The sequence below is a fragment of the Candidatus Profftia tarda genome (genome assembly GCF_904848675.1).
Lineage (GTDB): Bacteria > Pseudomonadota > Gammaproteobacteria > Enterobacterales > Enterobacteriaceae > Profftia > Profftia tarda.
This window is the reverse complement of sequence record NZ_LR890047.1, coordinates 501,006-520,727: the sequence shown is the minus strand read 5'-3', so window position 1 is coordinate 520,727 and position 19,722 is coordinate 501,006. Positions and strand designations below refer to the sequence as shown.

10 protein-coding genes and 1 tRNA gene are annotated in these 19,722 nt (G+C 31.8%); all 11 read right to left on the bottom strand.

Going from position 1 to position 19,722, the window contains the following annotated elements:
- Positions 1 to 261: 261 nt before the first annotated feature.
- The 11 genes from lpxK to KTT71_RS01265 all read right to left on the bottom strand — a co-directional run bounded on the left by lpxK (position 262) and on the right by KTT71_RS01265 (position 19,628).
- Positions 262 to 1,242: a tetraacyldisaccharide 4'-kinase gene (gene lpxK / locus KTT71_RS01315; protein ID WP_216782676.1), complete on the bottom strand. Its 981-nt coding sequence runs from the start codon at positions 1,240 to 1,242 to the stop codon at positions 262 to 264.
- Entirely contained in the window at positions 1,239 to 2,987 is a 1,749-nt protein-coding gene (gene msbA / locus KTT71_RS01310; RefSeq protein WP_216782675.1) for a lipid A ABC transporter ATP-binding protein/permease MsbA, read from the bottom strand. The genes lpxK and msbA overlap by 4 nt, the downstream gene beginning before the upstream one ends.
- A 1,935-nt stretch (positions 2,988 to 4,922) precedes the next feature.
- On the bottom strand, positions 4,923 to 6,002 hold the full coding sequence (gene mltC, locus KTT71_RS01305; protein ID WP_216782674.1) for a membrane-bound lytic murein transglycosylase MltC: 1,080 nt from the start codon (positions 6,000 to 6,002) through the stop codon (positions 4,923 to 4,925).
- An 80-nt stretch (positions 6,003 to 6,082) separates the two neighbouring features.
- Positions 6,083 to 6,355 carry an oxidative damage protection protein gene (locus KTT71_RS01300; protein WP_216782673.1) on the bottom strand — a complete coding sequence of 91 codons (273 nt, stop codon included), beginning with the start codon at positions 6,353 to 6,355 and terminating at the stop codon, positions 6,083 to 6,085.
- Between the two features lie 1,762 nt (positions 6,356 to 8,117).
- Positions 8,118 to 9,584 (bottom strand): 4-hydroxy-3-polyprenylbenzoate decarboxylase, encoded by a 1,467-nt coding sequence (ubiD, locus tag KTT71_RS01295; protein ID WP_216782672.1) that lies wholly within the window; start codon positions 9,582 to 9,584, stop codon positions 8,118 to 8,120.
- A 379-nt stretch (positions 9,585 to 9,963) separates the two neighbouring features.
- Positions 9,964 to 10,248, bottom strand: a complete 285-nt coding sequence (ihfB, locus tag KTT71_RS01290; RefSeq protein WP_246543835.1) for an integration host factor subunit beta — start codon at positions 10,246 to 10,248, stop codon at positions 9,964 to 9,966.
- A gap of 50 nt (positions 10,249 to 10,298) precedes the next feature.
- Entirely contained in the window at positions 10,299 to 11,978 is a 1,680-nt protein-coding gene (gene rpsA / locus KTT71_RS01285) for a 30S ribosomal protein S1 (protein WP_216782670.1), read from the bottom strand.
- A gap of 218 nt (positions 11,979 to 12,196) precedes the next feature.
- Positions 12,197 to 12,886, bottom strand: a complete 690-nt coding sequence (gene cmk, locus KTT71_RS01280; RefSeq protein ID WP_216782669.1) for a (d)CMP kinase — start codon at positions 12,884 to 12,886, stop codon at positions 12,197 to 12,199.
- A gap of 1,223 nt (positions 12,887 to 14,109) precedes the next feature.
- Positions 14,110 to 15,390 (bottom strand): 3-phosphoshikimate 1-carboxyvinyltransferase, encoded by a 1,281-nt coding sequence (aroA, locus tag KTT71_RS01275; RefSeq protein ID WP_216782668.1) that lies wholly within the window; start codon positions 15,388 to 15,390, stop codon positions 14,110 to 14,112.
- 2,766 nt (positions 15,391 to 18,156) lie between these two features.
- Positions 18,157 to 18,375 carry a translation initiation factor IF-1 gene (gene infA / locus KTT71_RS01270; protein WP_216782667.1) on the bottom strand — a complete coding sequence of 73 codons (219 nt, stop codon included), beginning with the start codon at positions 18,373 to 18,375 and terminating at the stop codon, positions 18,157 to 18,159.
- A gap of 1,176 nt (positions 18,376 to 19,551) precedes the next feature.
- Positions 19,552 to 19,628, bottom strand: a tRNA-Arg gene (locus tag KTT71_RS01265).
- Between the last annotated feature and the right edge of the window lie 94 nt (positions 19,629 to 19,722).

The following is a 19,722-nucleotide window of genomic DNA, read 5'->3' as shown; positions in this document are numbered from 1 at the left end:
AGGCGTAAAGACCTCACTAATAAAAATACTTATGGATGGCACTAAGAAGGTGGTTCGTCTAACAAAAAGAATTAGAGGATAATATCTTAAGTAGGAACTTCTTTATCTCATGTCGTACATAAATAGGTTTATATCATAGGCCAATAACATTTACTCATAAAGATAGATAATGAGCAAGTAATTTCTTTTAAAAAGAATATCTAATGATTTCAAAATGAAACTATTTTGATTAAAAATTGAATATATTTATTGATATCCATGCTATTTTATAATGAGTGCTGTAATTTTTGTTAATAATTGATTAGCCGCTTTACAAGGTATAAAAGCACTTACAGGCAAGTACCACCAGTTAGATTGAGCAAAATAACGACATTTAACTGCATCTTTTTCAGTCATTATTAGTGGCTGATTTTCGGGCGTTAGGGATTTTAATAAAGCAATATCATATTTCTTATGATCAGAAAAAGCAATAACACTAGAAACGGAGATTCCGAGTTGATTTAACGCAGAAAAAAACCTAGTAGGATGACCGATACCTGCCATAGCTACAGATCGCATTAATGAATGAGGAGCACATCTCTCGCCAGTTTGCATATTAACCACAGTGTTACCAATTAGCTTCATAGGAATTTCCCCTAAAGAGGGATGGCCACCATTAGTAATAACTGCATCCACAGAAAGCAAACGACTAGCTCTTTCTCGCATTGGTCCAGCAGGCAACCACCAGCCGTTACCAAAACGGCGTACGCCATCCACCAAGACCAGCTCCATGTCTCTCGCCAGAGAATAATGCTGTAAGCCGTCATCAGTAATTATAATATCAACAGCAGAATGTTTTAGAATTTCTTTTACAGCATCACTACGCTTAGGGGCAACAGCAACGATAGCAGATGTGCGTTGATAGATAAGCACGGGTTCGTCTCCTGCATGTGATGTTAGCGTGTTCATGTTTAATAAGATCGGATAACGCCGAGAATTACCTCTATAACCTCTTGATACAACACCAACTCGTAGCCCCTTAGCTTGTAACTGCTCTACTAGCCAGATAACAAAAGGTGTTTTACCATTACCTCCCACAGTTAGATTGCCTACTACAACTACAGGACAAGGAGCTTTCCAGCTTTTTAGCAATGTTGCACAATAGCAAAAGTAGCGTATCTTACTTAATAAACCGTAGAACCACGAGAACGGCAGTAAGAGCAGATATATCCGATATTTTCCAGACCATATTTGTTCAATCACTGACCGAACTGCAACTTATGCAATTGTGCATAAGTACCATTATTAGATAATAGTAAATCATGATCTCCTCGTTCAACAATATATCCATCTTCAAGCACAATGATCTCATCAGCTTTTTCTATAGTAGACAGGCGGTGAGCAATAACCAGTGAAGTACGATTTTTCTGGAGTTCATTTAGCGCAGACTGAATAGCACGCTCAGATTTAGTATCTAATGCAGAGGTAGCCTCATCAAGAATTAAAACTGGGCTATTGCGTAATAATGCACGAGCAATTGCAATTCTTTGACGTTGTCCGCCAGAAAGTAAAACACCATTTTCGCCAATTAAGGTATCTAAACCATCATCCATTTGTCGAATAAAATCTATTGCACAAGCCATGCGAGCAGCTTCTTCAATTTGTTTACGACTATAAACTTCATGACGTGCATAGGCGATATTATTTGCGATAGTATCGTTAAATAAATAGACATTTTGAGAAACTAGAGCAACCTGATTGCGCAAAGCACTAAGCTTATAATCACGCAAATCGTAACTATCCAGAAGAATCTGGCCCTCTTGTAGATCATAGAAACGCGTTAGTAAATTGGCGATGGTTGATTTACCTGAACCTGAACGCCCAACTAAAGCTACAGTTTTGTTAGCTGGAATTGTAAAACTCACATTTTTTAGCGCTGGCATGCATTTTCCATTATAGATAAATGTGACATTACGGAATTCAACATCTCCTTTTACACGGTCAACCTCTAGTTTACCGGTATCTTTTTCCTGTTCTAAATCTAAAATAGCAAATAGGGATTGGCAAGCCGCCATACCGCGCTGGAATTTAACATTTACGTTAGTTAATGATTTCAGGGGACGCATCAATGCAATCATTGAGGAGAATACAACTGTAATGGTACCTGCGGTTAAGGTTTTCATAACGGATGGAACACTAGCGGCATAAAGCACGAAAGCCAACGCAAAAGACGCTATCAATTGAATAACAGGATCCGAAACAGAAGAAGCAGCAACCATCTTCATATTTTGCTGTCGCATCCAGTTGCTAGTTTTATCGAAACGTTTACTCTCTAACTCTTGGCCACCAAAAATAAGCACTTCTTTATGCCCTTTTAACATCTGCTCAGCATTAGTGGCTAAAGTGCCCATGATATTCTGCATATTATTACTTATATTCAGAAATCTTTTCGATACTACACGAATGGTAATAGAAACCACTGGAGCAATAAATATAAGAATAAGAGAGAGTTGCCAACTATAATAAAACATCATGCAGAATAGAGCAATTATAGAAGCACCTTCACGCACTACAGTAATCAAAGCATCTGATGAAGAAGAGGCAACTTGATCAGAGTCATACGTAATCCGAGAGAGCAAAGTACCTGTAGACTGTTGATCAAAAAATGAAACCGGCATACCCATGATGTGGCTAAATAAACGACTACGCATATTCAGGACTACTTTACCTGCAACCCAAGAGACAGAATAGCTAGAAATAAAACCAGAAAATCCACGAACAATCATTAGTCCAATTACAATCACAGGCATCCATTTAAGAATATCAATTCCTGTATTCCCAATACTATCATCCAATAATGGCTTTAACAATGAGAGAAGGTAGGCATCACTGCCTGCATTAATAACTAAAGCAATAGAAGAAATAATTAGACATCCCTTAAAAGGAGATATAGATGGCCATAAGCGACAAAATGTTTGCCAGCTAGAAAGATATTTGTCATTCAACATTTAGTTTACCAGCTCAGAATGAAATAACGAATTGTTTTACTGATCATGCCCTCTGACGCCTAACTAATATTTATAGTGACGTATATTTATTAGTTTTAGAGTACTTCGTTATCACTAGGTATTTTGTGTTTAAAATTATCGACTTCACTGGGATATATAATGCGTATTCAGCTATTCTTATTATAAATATGATACCAATGCAAGGTTATAAAATACACAGATAAAAGGCAAAATCACTACTTCTCCTGCTTGCTTGAGTATACTACTATAAATTTATCAAATATTTATTGATATTATTCGTGTCGTTGAATAAATCATGCTAATAAAAATCCGTAAAGTATAACGATTATTAAACACAGCTAATTGATGCGATTAGCAGAATTATTCTTAAACCTATGTACTATTGTACTTAATTTACCTAAAAATGTTTATCAGATCGTAGTGTAATACATAAATTATGAAGATTCTTATTAAGAAAATTCATGAATGAAGAAAATAAATAGTAATAACATAATGATAGATGTTATCTTATTCAGTATCAGAAAAATTAATAAATTATTTAATAACATGCTAATGCAGAGTATTATGCCATCTTTTAATAATACACTAGTTATGTTCAACGAAGATATGAATAGTATCTCTATAAAACGATACATTAGTAACAGATATTTTCATATATTTAAGTTATTAAAATGAATCTGATGCTACAACATATTTTTAAATAATTTTTTTGTTATTGCTGGTTTTAAATTGATCGTTCAATAAAACCGGATAGCCGTTAGGTGCTATCAATCAAAATAAACGAGCAAACTAAAATGTGAGTTTCAAGGAAACATTGAACATCTTTAGACTACACTACCATTTAAGAGAAATAAGAATATTTAATTATAGTTCTATTAATTCTCAAGAGTGTACGAAGACCTCTTGCAACTTCTAAGCGCAAAGTGAAACATCTTTCTTGATAGGAATACTACTGATGGGTATAATAAAGTTCGAGCACTCTAAGTTCCCGTCAATAATTAAATCATCTAGTCTAATTTTTGAGGTAATTTAATAAAGTTAATTCAGTAATTAAAATTTTTAAATGTAGTCATTAAAGATTATATCTAAACGGAATTATAAGGCTATCATTGTACTTACTAGCACAGTTAGATAGATCACAGATTCATTACATAGGCAGGACCTAACCGTAAGTTTATGGCTTTCACTACCTTATCTTATATCCTCGTAATATCTTTTATATTTTACGACAAAACTATAATTTTATAAAATAAATCATTTATAAAAATATTTTATAATTTATACTATCATCTAAATAAAGTTTTACATAACGTTTACTCTATTAAAGGCTAGTGCATGAAGTAATTAAATTCTATTAATAATATACTAAATATCCTTTTAAAATTTTATTTAAATAAATAGTAGGTATTTTAAATATTTTTAAAATGACTAGCATTTTAGATGCTAAGATAACTTATAATCGATTATTTTATTTATTAAATTAATTTAGAAATAGAGAAGAAGAATAATATAAAATAGTTTTTCTATTTTTAGCAAGCATCTCTTATTGCCATAGCTAATCTATAGCTTGCGCTTGCTTATTCCTAGAAAATTGCATAGCAAATATAAAATATATAATCAACATTTAGTTTTTGAAATATAGATATAAACAGATAAGAAGTAATATATTTATTTATATTGTGTCTACAGCAAGACTAACTAATCTGCAAGATTATATGGATATTATTAATTGCAATAATATCAAAATAAGCGAATTTATGAAAATAAGATATTTTAGTATATTAAGCATCATAGATAACAGCAGAAGTTCAAATCAAATCATAACGCTGACATTTTTGGAGAAATCAGAATCATGCATTCTTTTTTATCAATGGAATAGATACCTATTCTTGAAAAAAGTAGTAAAGAAACATTTTATAAGCGACAGCTATATCTCTTATGTACATTATTAACTTTATATAAATAATGATCTGATCTTCTTGAAGTGTTTTTACTAATAAGCCTTTGGTATACATCACTAGGTTTTAGCTTATTAATAAAACTAATGGCTGAATTACGATCATTGGAAAATAAGCGCAATACACTGCCTGCACCTTCATTGTACGCGGTAATAACTGCATAACGACGTGAAATAGGATTACTGATGCCGCATAGATATTTGTTCTGTAATATAGCTAAATATGCTGTCCCGATGTCAATATTATTTGATGGATTAAATAAATAACTCGTGCTTGGAGCACCCTTCTTCCCCCTGTTTAAAAATACATCTTTACCTGCAGTACTTTGAACTATCTGCATAAGCCCAAGTGCTTTGGAACTACTAATCGCATAAGGATTAAAACTGGATTCAGCTTGAATAATTGCTAAAATAAGAGATTCATCAATACCGTATCTCTTAGAGGCCATATGAACTATACTTAAGTATTTATGCGCACGTTTATCTAGGTGGTTTGGTACTAATGCGATATTTACTGAATAAATATCATGTGGCCCACGCTTACGCCGTATAAGCTTGTGATGCAGTAGATAGTTGGCAAAATTACTAGCCTGCCCATGCCAACGTATTGCTTGCTGATAATTGTCTAATACTTGGTTATATAGAAATGGTTTATGACTACGATCAGTAATATTCAAATCAGAATATAGATTGTGCGCATCAGGGTTGGCTCCCATAAGCAAGGTTTTGATGATGGCCTCTTTCAGGCTAGCTAGAGGATGGGTTAATGAAATAGTTTCAATTGTAATCTTGCCAGATCTAAAGTTAATGTGACTACGAGTTAAGTATTGATCTATATATTTTACGTAATCTTTTGGGCCCGCGATCACTAACTGATGGACACCCCATATTTTTTCAATATTATGCGCAAATTGTCCCATTAAAATATCCAAACCATTAATATCTTTAACTAATATTTCGCTATTACTAGTATCTTGCTTTGCAGAACAAGCGATCAGCAAGAAAAATATCAGGATTAGTACTAAAACTTTCTTCATCTTCACAGCCATATCAAATAAAATATGGGATTTACATCAATACGTTACAATCATTAATCCCGTTAAATCCAAGTAATAAATTAGTTGCGTACTGGTGTATACCCAGAAGAATAAATATCATGACCTTCAAATAAAAATTGTATCATCTCCTGCTCGAGCAGTTTACGGTCATTCGGATTTATCAAGCTGAGCTTTCTATCATTGATTAATATGGTTTGCTTCTGGAGCCACCGAGACCATGCTTCTTTTGAAATTTCATTAAAAATGCGTTTACCTAACTCACCTGGATAAATTTGGAACTCTTGCCCTTCTTTTTCTTCTTTGAAGAAACTACAGAAAATTTTTCTATACATGATTTTATATAAAACATCCTTTTTGCAATTGGTTTTATAGTTTTGATATTAATAGTAAATTATAGTTTTATATATCCTAATAATAGGAGATTATAGTACCCTAGTTAGATAGTATTTGTACCCAAAGTAAATGCCTGTTTAGAGATTTTTTAACATTCGAATAGTGATATAAAACATACTTAATAATATTCTCATGTGTCTTTGTTAGAATTACAATTGCAATTATAATATTTCAGCATTTAACTTCTTGCATTAATTTATATTACTAGATAGTTTCATCTGAAACATAGTAGATATTTCTTTTTCCTGGAAGATCAGGAAATTCAATGAAAAAGACTGAGATATTATCACGATATTATTCAATCACTCATACTAAGTAAAAAATTTTTAAAAATTCTGGAATTGTCGCGATATCCGAAATAATATTTTTATTTTTTGAGATATTAAGCACATATAATTTTGAGTTATTACCTTTTTACCAAAATAGCACTTTATAAAAACTCTATAATCTAACTATTTAGACTGTTCTATAATTTTTATTATAGCTCCTGCATATAGTAATATTATTTTGTTTAAAATAAGATCCTCTATAAATTAATTTTGATAAAATCATGTATGTAATTATATTATATATATTTTATGCTAAAACTTATATTAAGTGGTAAAAATGTAAAATATTATTAAAAATTTTTTCTTTATTTATATAACAGTATCCTATTAATGATTTGATAAAGCTTACCTATAAAATTTAATTGATTTTAAAAAATTACCAAATGGTCTTTAAATCTAAATATAACACAACTGAGTAGATTGAATGATATGATATTAATCAATAAACAATAATAGCATGAATAATCCAATGCAGGATATCCTAATATTGCGTTTTATCTTATACAGCAAGGATAATTATTACAATATAAGTTATCTAGAGCGCATGTTATCACCTATTGTGTTTGGTATAACACAGAAGCTCTTTTAGCTGATTTTAAATCTATTGATATTTGCTATATATTAACTATTTTGTTCTTTAATTTTATCTAGTAGCCAGAGCAAAGAGGATTCAAATAAAATCTGTATAAAATATCAGATAATATAAAAGACCTGATATGATAATTTATATCGCATAACTTATGATTTTTTCACTAATAGTACTTGCACTCAAGATCTCTCTTCATGTTTCACAACATAGTAATATAATTATCCAACAAGGCTACTTCAAGATCAAAAATAATTTTTTAAAAAATGTATAATACTAATATTATATAAGGATGACATACCAAAAATATAGGAAGACTAATTAAACAAGAACAAGTACTAGATGCTATCAATTGTATTACTAAGATACACGATAACTTCATAATTCATGGTTATTTGCAATAAATAAATCAAACGGAATATATATACTCAAAATGATATTGCAGTACCTGAGCTATATTAAATAATATTTTAGGATATCGAGCAATCCCTGATAAAAGATATACCTCAATTGGATAAGGTAAGAAAGATGAGGACATTTTAGTAAGTTACTCCTTACAAATCGGCATAAGTGCGTTAAATCTCTTTATTGATGATCTGATGCAGTCAATCTAACCTCGCATCATGATTTTTATAAATTTTATAGATAGATATATTTGTTAGGTATTTTAGAATAACATGCAAGCCGTAAACATCACTTGATCAATCTAATCTATGACTAAATAATCATTTACTATTAAATACAGCAATTTAATCAAGCTTATTTTTTAATATCTATACTTATATCTTATAAAATATTTAAGTCATCCCATATGGAGTCAATACGTGTACGTATTTCTGCACACATATTAATAGGTCGCCCCCATTCTCGTTGTGTTTCGCCCGGCCATTTATTAGTAGCATCTAATCCCATTTTCGAACCTAATCCAGATATTGGGGACGCAAAATCTAGGTAATCTATTGGTGTATTTTTAATTATTATAGCATCACGATCCGGATCTATTCTGGTAGTAATTGCCCAAATTACGTCTTTCCAATCTCTAGGATTTATATCATCATCACAAACAATAATAAATTTAGTATACATAAACTGACGCAAAAATGACCAGATTCCCATCATAACGCGTTTTGCGTGACCTGGATATTGTTTTTTCATAGTCACGACTATCATGCGATATGAACATCCTTCTGGAGGCAGATAAAAATCAACTATTTCTGGGAATTGCTGTTGTAAAATTGGCACAAATACTGCGTTCAGCGCTAATCCAATTACTGAGGGTTCATCTGGTGGACGTCCGGTATATGTGGAATGGTAAATAGGATTGCAACGCTGTGTGATATGGGTAATAGTAAAAATAGGGAAATGATCTATTTCATTGTAGTAACCAGTATGGTCACCATAAGGACCTTCAGGTGCTATTTCACCCGGCTTGATGTAGCCTTCCAAAACAATTTCAGCAAAGGCTGGTACTTCTAAATCATTGGAAATACACTTAACTACTTCGGTTTTGTTGCCACGTAGTAATCCAGCAAAAGCGTACTCGGAAAGAGTGTCTGGCACCGGTGTAACAGCAGCTATAATCGTTGCAGGATCCGCTCCTAATACTACAGATACCGGAAAATGTTGGCCTGGATGTGCCTGGCACCACTCTTGGTAATCAATAGCTCCACCACGATGCAAAAGCCAACGCATAATAAGTTTATTTTTTCCCAAAACTTGTTGACGATAAATACCTAAGTTCTGACGTTCTTTGCAAGGACCGCGTGTAATGGTTAATCCCCAAGTAACTAGAGGAGCAACATCTTCAGGCCAGCAGTGCATGACAGGAATACGCCCAATGTCGACATCAGCGCCATGCCAGATGAGCTCTTGGCATGGCGCTGAACGAATCCTCCTAGTTGGCATGCTCAGAACTTGCTTAAACTGATTCAAATGATTATACAGATCTATAAAATCTTTCGGCGGCTTAGGATCTTTTAGAAATGCCAATAGTTGTCCGACCTCACGCATAGAGCCAAGATCTTTTTTATCGATGCCTAAGGCAACACGCTGTTCAGTACCAAATAAATTACATAAAACTGGAATATCATAACCCTTAGGGTTCTCGAATAGTAAAGCTGGCCCATTGCCACGTAAAGTACGATATGCAATTTCTGTCATTTCTAAATAAGGATCTATTGGTTGGCTAATTCTTTTTAGCTCTCCTATCTTTTCTAGCAAACTAATGAATCCACGCAAATCACGATATTTCATAGCTTTTTTCTTCTTATCGTACAGAATAACTATAAATATTCTTAATAATTATTCTTTTCAGATTGAAACAAAGTAGAACTAGCAGCTAATTGCAAAGATTCTCTCTTGATAAGTTGTTGAATCAATTAGAGCCCTACTGGATTTTCTGAAAACATTATTTTGTTCATGTTTAGCACAAAAGTGATATATTGTTTATTTATCTATAAAACAATTAAGTATAAATCATTATCGCCTACTAATAAGTAATATATACTTACAGGCAATAAAATAAATTCTCTAAGCGAGAATAATTGATAGTAATATCAATATAGAGATATTGTATTTACAAAATGTTAGCAGCATTATATTTTTATGCGTACTCTTTTCACAAAATGCGTTTCTAAGAATATATATTAGCCCGGGCACGTAGTTCTTTACCAGGTTTAAAATGGAGAACATATTTTCCTGTTAGAGGCACCGTATCACCCGTTTTAGGATTTCTGCCTATACGAGGTGCACGGTAATGCAGGGAAAAGCTACCAAATCCACGAATCTCAATACGTTCACCGTTAGCCAGGATAGAGGACATGTGATCAATGATTTCTTTAACTGCCTTTTCAACAACTATCGCGAGCATATTTGGTCGCTGGCTAGCAAGTTTTCTAATAAGTTTGGATTTGGTCATTTTTTTCTCCAGATATACCCTGAATTTATCGTCATTTAATAATGAAATGATCATTCAACCTTAGCAGCTTTAAATGCCTCAGTCATAACGTTAGAAAAGCTTAGTATATCCTCTTCTTGTTTGATGTTAACAGCGGTTATTGCATCTTTATCATCAGCTTCTTCTGTAGCACGAACAGAAAGAATTAGAATACGATTCTTGCGATCTACTCCGGTTAATTTTGCTTTAATTGTATCTCCTACGTTAAACAGCAGAGTAGCATCTTCAACTCGGTCACGAGACGCTTCGGAAGCACGTAGATATCCTTCTAAGCCATCAGGTAATTTTACTGTAGTTCCTTTGGCATCAACTGACGTGACTGTACCAGTAACGATTAAACCCTTCTTGTTTATGGCGATATAGTTATTGAAGGGATCTTCTGATAGCTGCTTTATTCCAAGAGAGATGCGCTCTCGTTCTGAATCGACCTGCAGAACAATTGCTGATATCTCGTCACCTTTCTTGTATTTATGTACTTCTTCTTCACCTGCAATATTCCAGGAAATATCAGATAAGTGAACTAAGCCATCTATCCCACCATCTAAACCAATAAAAATACCAAAGTCAGTGATTGACTTAATCTTTCCCTCAACACGATCACCTTTATTATGAGTTTCCGCGAACAGTTGCCATGGATTACATTTGCACTGCTTTAGACCTAATGAAATACGGCGACGCTCTTCATCAATATCAAGCACCATAACATTGACAACATCACCGACGTTGACAACTTTAGATGGATGAATATTTTTATTAGTCCAGTCCATTTCGGAAACATGAACAAGACCTTCAACTCCTTCCTCAATTTCTACAAAACACCCGTAATCTGTTAAGTTAGTAACCCGACCAGTCAATTTAGTAACTTCTGGATAACGTTTAGCAATAGCCACCCATGGATCTTCTCCTAGTTGTTTTAATCCGAGAGATACACGAGTACGCTCGCGGTCAAACTTAAGAATTTTAACAGTAATTTCATCACCCACACTTACAATCTCGCTTGGATGCTTCACACGTTTCCAAGCCATATCGGTGATATGCAGCAATCCGTCAACACCTCCTAGATCAACAAATGCGCCGTAATCAGTCAAGTTCTTCACTATTCCTTTAACTTTCATACCTTCTTGCAAGTTTTCGAGCATATGATCGCGTTCTGCGCTATTCTCAGATTCAATAACAGCACGACGAGAAACAACAACGTTGTTTCTTTTCTGATCCAATTTAATAACCTTAAATTCAAGTTGTTTGCCTTCAAGATGCAGTGTGTCACGCATTGGACGCACATCGACGAGAGATCCTGGGAGAAATGCACGAATACCGTTTATTTCTACAGTGAATCCGCCTTTAACTTTGCCGTTAATAATACCAGTTACAGTAGCAGCATTTTCGTAAGATTTTTCTAGTTTAATCCAAGCTTCATGACGCTTAGCTTTCTCACGAGAGAGCTGTGTTTCACCGAATCCGTCTTCAACTGCATCTAAAGCAACATCAACTTCTTCACCTATCTGAATTTCCAGTTCGCCATGTGAGTTTTTGAACTGTTCTATTGGAATTGCAGACTCAGATTTTAGTCCAGCATCAACTAGTACTATATCTTTGTCGATAGCTACAACAACACCACGGACAATAGAACCCGGGCGGGTTTCTATTGTTTTTAAGGATTCTTCAAAGAGTTGAGCAAAAGATTCAGTCATATTGATATATCTTCAGATTTTATTTTAAAGTCTATCAGGCTATCCTGCTTGATAAGATTGTTTAACATGCCCTGTAGCAATCCATAGTGACAGGGGGGTGAACTTATATAATCTTCTAACGCATTCATTTAAAGATATAGTTAAATCAATCATATCTTTAATGCAGTCTCATATCATAGATATGATATCGTACTTAATCCTAAATAATGATTTTTAGGCTACTCTATAGAATGCAGTAATTTCTGTTGTACATAAGAAAATACTTTCATTATGACTTGCTCGAGAGACATTTCGGTTGAATCTAAAATTAGAGCATCCTGTGCCGGAACAAGTGGAGCTGTTTTACGATTACTATCGCGATAGTCGCGTTCTTGCATATCGGCCCATATTCGTTTAAAGTTAACACTAAACCCCTTTTCTTGCAACTGAAATAGGCGACGAAGAGCCCGTTCTTTAGAACGGGCATCAAGAAAAATTTTTACTGTTGCATCAGGAAAGACAACTGTACCCATATCCCTACCATCAGCAATCAGTCCTGGAAAATTACGAACCGCACGCTGGTGATGTAGTAAAACATCTCTTACACGAGGAAAGGAAGCAGCCTTAGATGCCATGCTTCCTATTAATTCTCTTCTAATTTTTTTACTCACATCTTCTCCTTGGAGAATAACCCGAAGATGACCATTATCTCCTGAAAGACAAATATCAAGGTTAGATGCTAATGATATTAGGTCATCTTCAGATATGATATTCATTTGATGCTGTAAAACAGATAATGCAAGAATGCGATAAATGATACCGGAGTCCAACAGACGCCATCCCAAGGATTTAGAAAGAGCTTTACATAAAGCACTTTTACCAACGCCACTCGGTCCATCAACCGTAATTACAGGAGCTATTGCCGTCATTTTTCTCCTAATATTTTCAATACAGGAAGATCCGTGTATAGTTGACATGATAATTTAAGTATTTATGGATGTTATGCACTATTACTAGAAGCCTCAAGTCGATTCAATAAACAGATTTACTACAATATAAGAGCAAAAGTTCTTAAAACAGAATGTATGATTTTAAATATTAAACTTTAAATAGTATAGTCCTGATTTCTCGAAAATAGTGTACTAATAAACACAGATTATTGAATAAAAAAAATTTTATCAATAATTTTCCAACAATATTCAGATTAGTTAATCTTTGTGATAGATAGCAAGAAACTTGAATACCAACAATCTTCTGAAATCAGACAGTCTCAAAAGGTAATTTGAATAATGATATACTTATAATAAATCATTCGGAATGAATGATTTATTATAAGGTTAGTATATATCTAAAAATATAAAAGATCGAATGATATCTATTTAAAAATAATACTGTTGTATAGCTGCCTAGTTTAGCGCACAGTAATCATCACAAACAAGAAGAACGATTAATTAAAAATAATAAGCAGAGAATTATTTAAGTTTCTTAGTAAATGATTACCTCAAGCATTTGGGTTAAGGGAACATAATTCTAGAGGTATAAACTAATACGATCCTCGCAGATCTACATATAAGAAGATGATAAGGCTAATAAAAACTATCTATCATAATTTATGAATAAGAGTCTTTATTAAGATGATCTCATATGTTATAACATAAAATATAGAGGAAAAATTTGTTATTTTTGTTGAGAAAAACTGCTGATACTCCTTCTAAAATGAAAACAATCTAAAATAGAATATATAACGTTAAAAGTGCCACTATAAAACTAGTCATTCAATAATGATCTATAACATTATTTGCAATAAGTGATAACATTAGATATTTTATTAGTCACGTAAACAATATTACTGATAGTAGTTCTCTAGTTCTCCGAAAGTATTAGTCTTAGCTGTCCATGAATTATGTAGCTATTACGAACAACCCGTATCATTATGATACCAAGAACAAATGTAATGAAATTTGCCAAACAGCAAATCATCTTAATTATTTTGATTTCATCAAGAGAATGTGATCTAGTCTTTTAAGCTTAGGTCAATTATCTTATAATTAATATACTCACTGATAAATTATAATAAACCATGAGCGATTTCTGTTATCAAGATAAAAATAAAAAACCAATAGATGCTTTAAATACTCATTTAAACCTCTTCTTAATGACTTAAAAGCGAAAATTGTTGAAAATAATCAGGGAAAGTTTTTGCAGTACAATGAGGTTCTAAAATAGTGACTGGCTTATCTGACAAAGCTAATAATGAAAAACACATAGCCATTCGGTGATCGTTATAGGTATTAATTTTAGCAGTTTTTAGGTGTTCGGGTGGAAAAATACGAATAGATTCTTGGCCCTCATCTACCTTAGCACCAACCTTACGTAGTTCCGTTGCCATTGCGTGTAATCGATCTGTTTCTTTCACACGCCAGTTATAGATATTACGAATGGTAGTTGGAGAATCAGCAAACAACGCTGTTGTGGCTATAGTCATTGCTGCATCAGGTATATGATTCATATTCATATCAATGGCATGCAACTCGCCGCGAGTACACTCAATAAAATCATTTCCCCAAGTAATTTTAGCGCCCATTAGTTCTAAAATATCAGCGAAGCGAATATCCCCTTGCACACTATTTTTCCCAATACCAGTGACACGAACAGTACCTCCTTTTATTGCCGCAGCAGCGAGAAAATAGGATGCAGAAGATGCATCTCCTTCAACTAAATAGTCACCGGGAGATATATATTCTTGACGACCTAAAATCATAAAGCTCTGATAATTTTCATTATCTACTTTTACTCCGAAAGTACGCATCAATGCTATTGTAATATCAATATAAGGTTTAGATACTAGCTTGCCCTTGATTGAAATAACAGTATCTAGATTAGCTAATGGAGCCATCATAAGCAAAGCAGTCAAAAATTGACTTGACACTGATCCATCTAACTCAATCTTACCCCCGGTATAACCACCGTGTATACTCAAGGGCGGATAGTTTTCCTTTTCAAGATACTTGATATTTGCCCAACCTTGGCGTAATGCATCAACTAAATGGCCAATAGGACGCTCTTTCATGCGTGCATCTCCCGTTAGAGTTACATTATTCTCGCCAAGGCAAAGAACTGCAGCTAAAGAACGCATTGCAGTCCCTGCATTACCTAAAAACAACTCAAGTGGGCCATCTACTTTCAATAATCCTTTATTTCCAGTAATTTTACAACTGGTTCGATCTTCTGATAGTTGTAAGTGAATTCCCAACTGTTTTAATGCATTTTGCATATAACGCACATCATCGCTATCTAATAAATTATGCAAAACAGTAGTTCCATTTGCAAGGGCAGCTAGCAGCAAGGCTCTATTAGAAACGCTTTTAGAGCCAGGCAAATTGATCTCACCATAAAAAATGTTTATAGGTTGTAAAGTTAGGGAATCTAGCATCAAACTTACTCCAAATTTTAAATTAATTTAATCAATACAATTACCATGGATCAATTATTCAAATGATTTTATTTTTATAAAATATATTATCTTTCTTGTGTAGTAATACAATTATCTAGATAATTGATTTAGGAAACGCCATTTTACCCAACCAAATTTTCTAATGAATTAAAAAATTTATTAATAGTGTCTCACACTCTTGACTCAAATAATTATGATATATTTTTATTTTATAAAGGTAGCTAAGTATTATAAGCTCAATGGCTAAATACTATGGTTAAAATCTTTAAGAAATGCAATTAACGCATGCGGCAGAATATTTATAGACAATATTTAAATATTTCTAAAATAAAATACTTTTATGATCAAATCGCTGTAGTAACGGAAGATATGTGCTGTAGCCTTATTTTAACCTTTTACTGCAAATAAGACTTTATTCTTGAGCTTGAGGCATATTTCATGTGCAATATTACAAATATCACAGAAGATTTGACAAATATTATGCATAAATCCTTTTCATAAAAGACGTTTTCATATAATAATTATGGAGTTTACCTATTCTGTTTAATTGAGTGTATACTGGTAATTAATCTAAAGAACTAGGTGAATAGGATTTAATAATACCTCTTATACTTTCATAAATAAACTATAGCTACTAACTTTTATTTGGCTATAAAAATGTATCTAGTAATTCTATGACTGGTAATAAAAGAAGTCTAAAGAAATTGAAATACCATGCATGATGCTATTATGAAAATAATTCATATATTTAGGATAGTTATTCTTCTTTTGCTGAAGAAATCCCTTAAATTATGTAAAGCAACAAATGTTAGTACTAGTTTGGCCTAAACAGTTAAGTCTAATAATCTTGGAGTATTTTGCTAGAATGTTATATACTATGCTAGTAGGAGTCTATGATTATAATTGCATTTCTTATATAATAATTTTAGTATAACCATTAAACTAAATGATACAATCTGCTATGACGTAGCAAAAATACTATATTTAGTCACTGTTATCATCAATATAGACTTTTCTAATTCTACAGATCAATATGCATAAATTTTTTCTCTCAGTAACTTAGCTTTATAAAAATCCCTCAGCCATCAAAATAAAGGATTTATCTGATGCCTTTTAAAACGATAAAAGCTACGCCTGTCTACTACTCTCGAATTTTTTGACTCTTACTCTTTTATGAAAATTTACCTTATTTATCAATATTTTCTTAATATTAATATAAGCACAGGATAATAAATAAATATTAGAAGCATATTGAAGCTAATCTTGTACAATAAATAAAACGAAGTAGAAAAAGTAATTATTGTATCTTAGATTATGCAATATTCAATTTTACAGGTAATACAAATTATTTGTTTTAAATAAAATAAATAATTATAGAGAATAAGTTGATTTAACTTGTTTTTTTATAACAATGTATATTAAAAAAATAAGTTATATAATATCTTGATATTAAAATACTAGATTATCTAGACTAGTCCTGATCACTATATTTTAAATGTTCTTTAATTTTACTCTCATGCTACTTTGGGTACGATGTATTCACTGAAATTGTTTTTCTAAAAAAATTATCATAGCTATTATGTAATAGTAAGAAAATATTTTCCATCAAGCGATGTTAACTATAAAGCATAAAATACACAAAGATTTTTCTTTTACTTTATTATTATTTCTGAGAAATATGCGATCTATCTACATTACTGTAAATAGTATCACATACTGAACAACACATGATAGTGTACTACAAAGTATAGTATAATAAAATATTTAATTGGGTTAGATACTTAAATATTTCTTAAATAACTTCCGTGTCATGATAGAAGTTTAATAAATATCCTTGCTAATAAAAAATGCAAAGGGTTGAGAAAGACAACAGACTCAGGTAAAAACTTTATATAACTCGTCTCATTAACGAAAATGAGATTAAAATATTCCTAGAACTAATTAATATAATAAATAGTTTTATTAAAAAATAGAAAAGAAAAAAGAAAAGAGAGAGAAAGATAAGTATTCTTGAGTGAGAAAAAATATCTTATTAAAAGATTTTTTAAAATTTAAATATTATAGTGTAAAGATCTCATAAATCTAAATATTTTTATCATAATATTTCCTGCTAATTATCTTTTATAGCAAGCAATATCGTTATTATACATTAAAATAAGCAAAGTATCATGCATTCTATTTAAGGAAATGAGTCATCTGTAGGTTAATCTATTTACACTGCCAAATATTAAAAACAAAAAATGAATCTTTATTTTTTGTTTTTAAATTACACGCTCATGGATTGATATTGTTACGGATAAAGTGCTTAAAGCTATACAGAACACCTATAACTATAACGCAGATCATTATTCTGCTATCTACTTAGTATCTGATAAATTTATCATAAGGTATAGATAAATGTCATACCTTATAAGAGAAATGCATACAGTAAGTTATTTGTTTATCATTAGACAGTACTAATAAGTATCAAGATTCTGTTAACATCTTAAAATATTTTATAGTATTATCCAGAAAATATATGATTGCTATGAAATTATTATATCACAAACATTAAAGAAGATAAGAACTATCTTATATGCTCTATTATTTAGAATGACAAATTAATGCTCATGTTCACTTGAGTAGTGATGTTTTCCTAAAATATTTTATTTTAAAAAATTTGAGTTTATTCTAGTATTAGATGAAAAATCATTCTTTCTAATAAGAAGCATTCGATACTGCGGATAACGCAGTTATATTGAGCTTTCACCTGCTACGAAAGACAATACGCCCTTTGCTGAGATCGTAAGGAGTCAACTCTACAGCCACTTTATCACCCGTTAAAATGCGTATGTAGTTTTTTCTCATTTTGCCCGATATGTGAGCGGTAACAATGTATCCGTTTTCTAGTTCAACTCGGAACATTGTATTTGGTAACGTATCAAGCACGATACCTTGCATTTCAATGTTATCTTCTTTGGCCATTTAATCCTCTATAATATGTCTAACATGATTTCTATCAATAAGATAATGCTAAATATCGACGATGTACAAAATATATATCTTGTAAATTGCCGATATTTAGAACAATCATATCGCGCACTCGCTTGAGATAACAGCTTAAATCTTCAGTGGTTCAAGGTTTACTGACTTATTAATGAACTGAATAATGATAGATACTTAGAATGTTGTAATTTACCTAACTACTAAACTCAGTAAAACTGTTGTAACCCTTATTGTATAAAGTTATGGCTGATCAAACAAAATAATTATAAATGCAATGTATATTTCTTAATATCTAAAATCAGTGTATGTACTGCAAAAAGACAATGGAAACTTATCTATAATAAGCTTTTGATATCTAAAAAATTCTTGGAATGATTTTGAAAAACATCAACAATTTGTGGTATCGACGCTTTAATATTCAATAATATTAAATACATGCATATTAAATATATATTCAAAGAACAATCAAATCCTAAAACCTCTTTAATGATTACTAAGATAAATCTAAAAGGCATTTTAGTTAGAATATTATTCTAATAACAAATACTCTACATTATAAACTTTGTTAGTTCATTTGGCAATTAAAAACAAAAATTGTATATACTAAACGATATTAGCTATGCAAGATAATAGATTATTTAATAGCAGAAAATGCAGTATTAAAGATTTTAATATTTTATGCTGGTTAAGGAGAATAAAATTCTAATTAAGGTTTTCGACTAAAGATAGGGCTTGATATTATTATGCACTTTTACATCCTAGCTGAGCAAGGCTCAATTATTAAACAATGCAGAATAAGAATAATATTCTTGCATAGATAAAGCATTGTTTATTTAATTTGAGATAAACTAAGCTCTTATTCCTCTTAATATTGAAATATCATGAAAAATGATAAATAAGAATTCTTATGATATAATTTTTATGATTTATTTAAATGATTTATGTATACCAGAAATATATAACACTATATATGAAATATAGAATATTAAAATCATCCTAAATCTTAGAAAAATGATACACTAAATATCTTTCGATATATAATGGGCTAAAGAGTTATTATAGAAATTGACTAAGTTTAAAAAAATAGCGGTACCTGCAGAAAAATATATTTCCCTATCTTCTTAACCCAAATATATACGGTTAAAATTAAATTTATGGTACGCCCTACAGGATTCGAACCTGTAACCTACGGCTTAGAAGGCCGGTGCTCTATCCAACTGAGCTAAGGGCGCATTAATGCAATATAACACGTGAATTGTCAGTCAGTACAGAAATATGAGTTATAAAATTATATATCGTGATTGAGTGACTGTGCATTTACTTCAT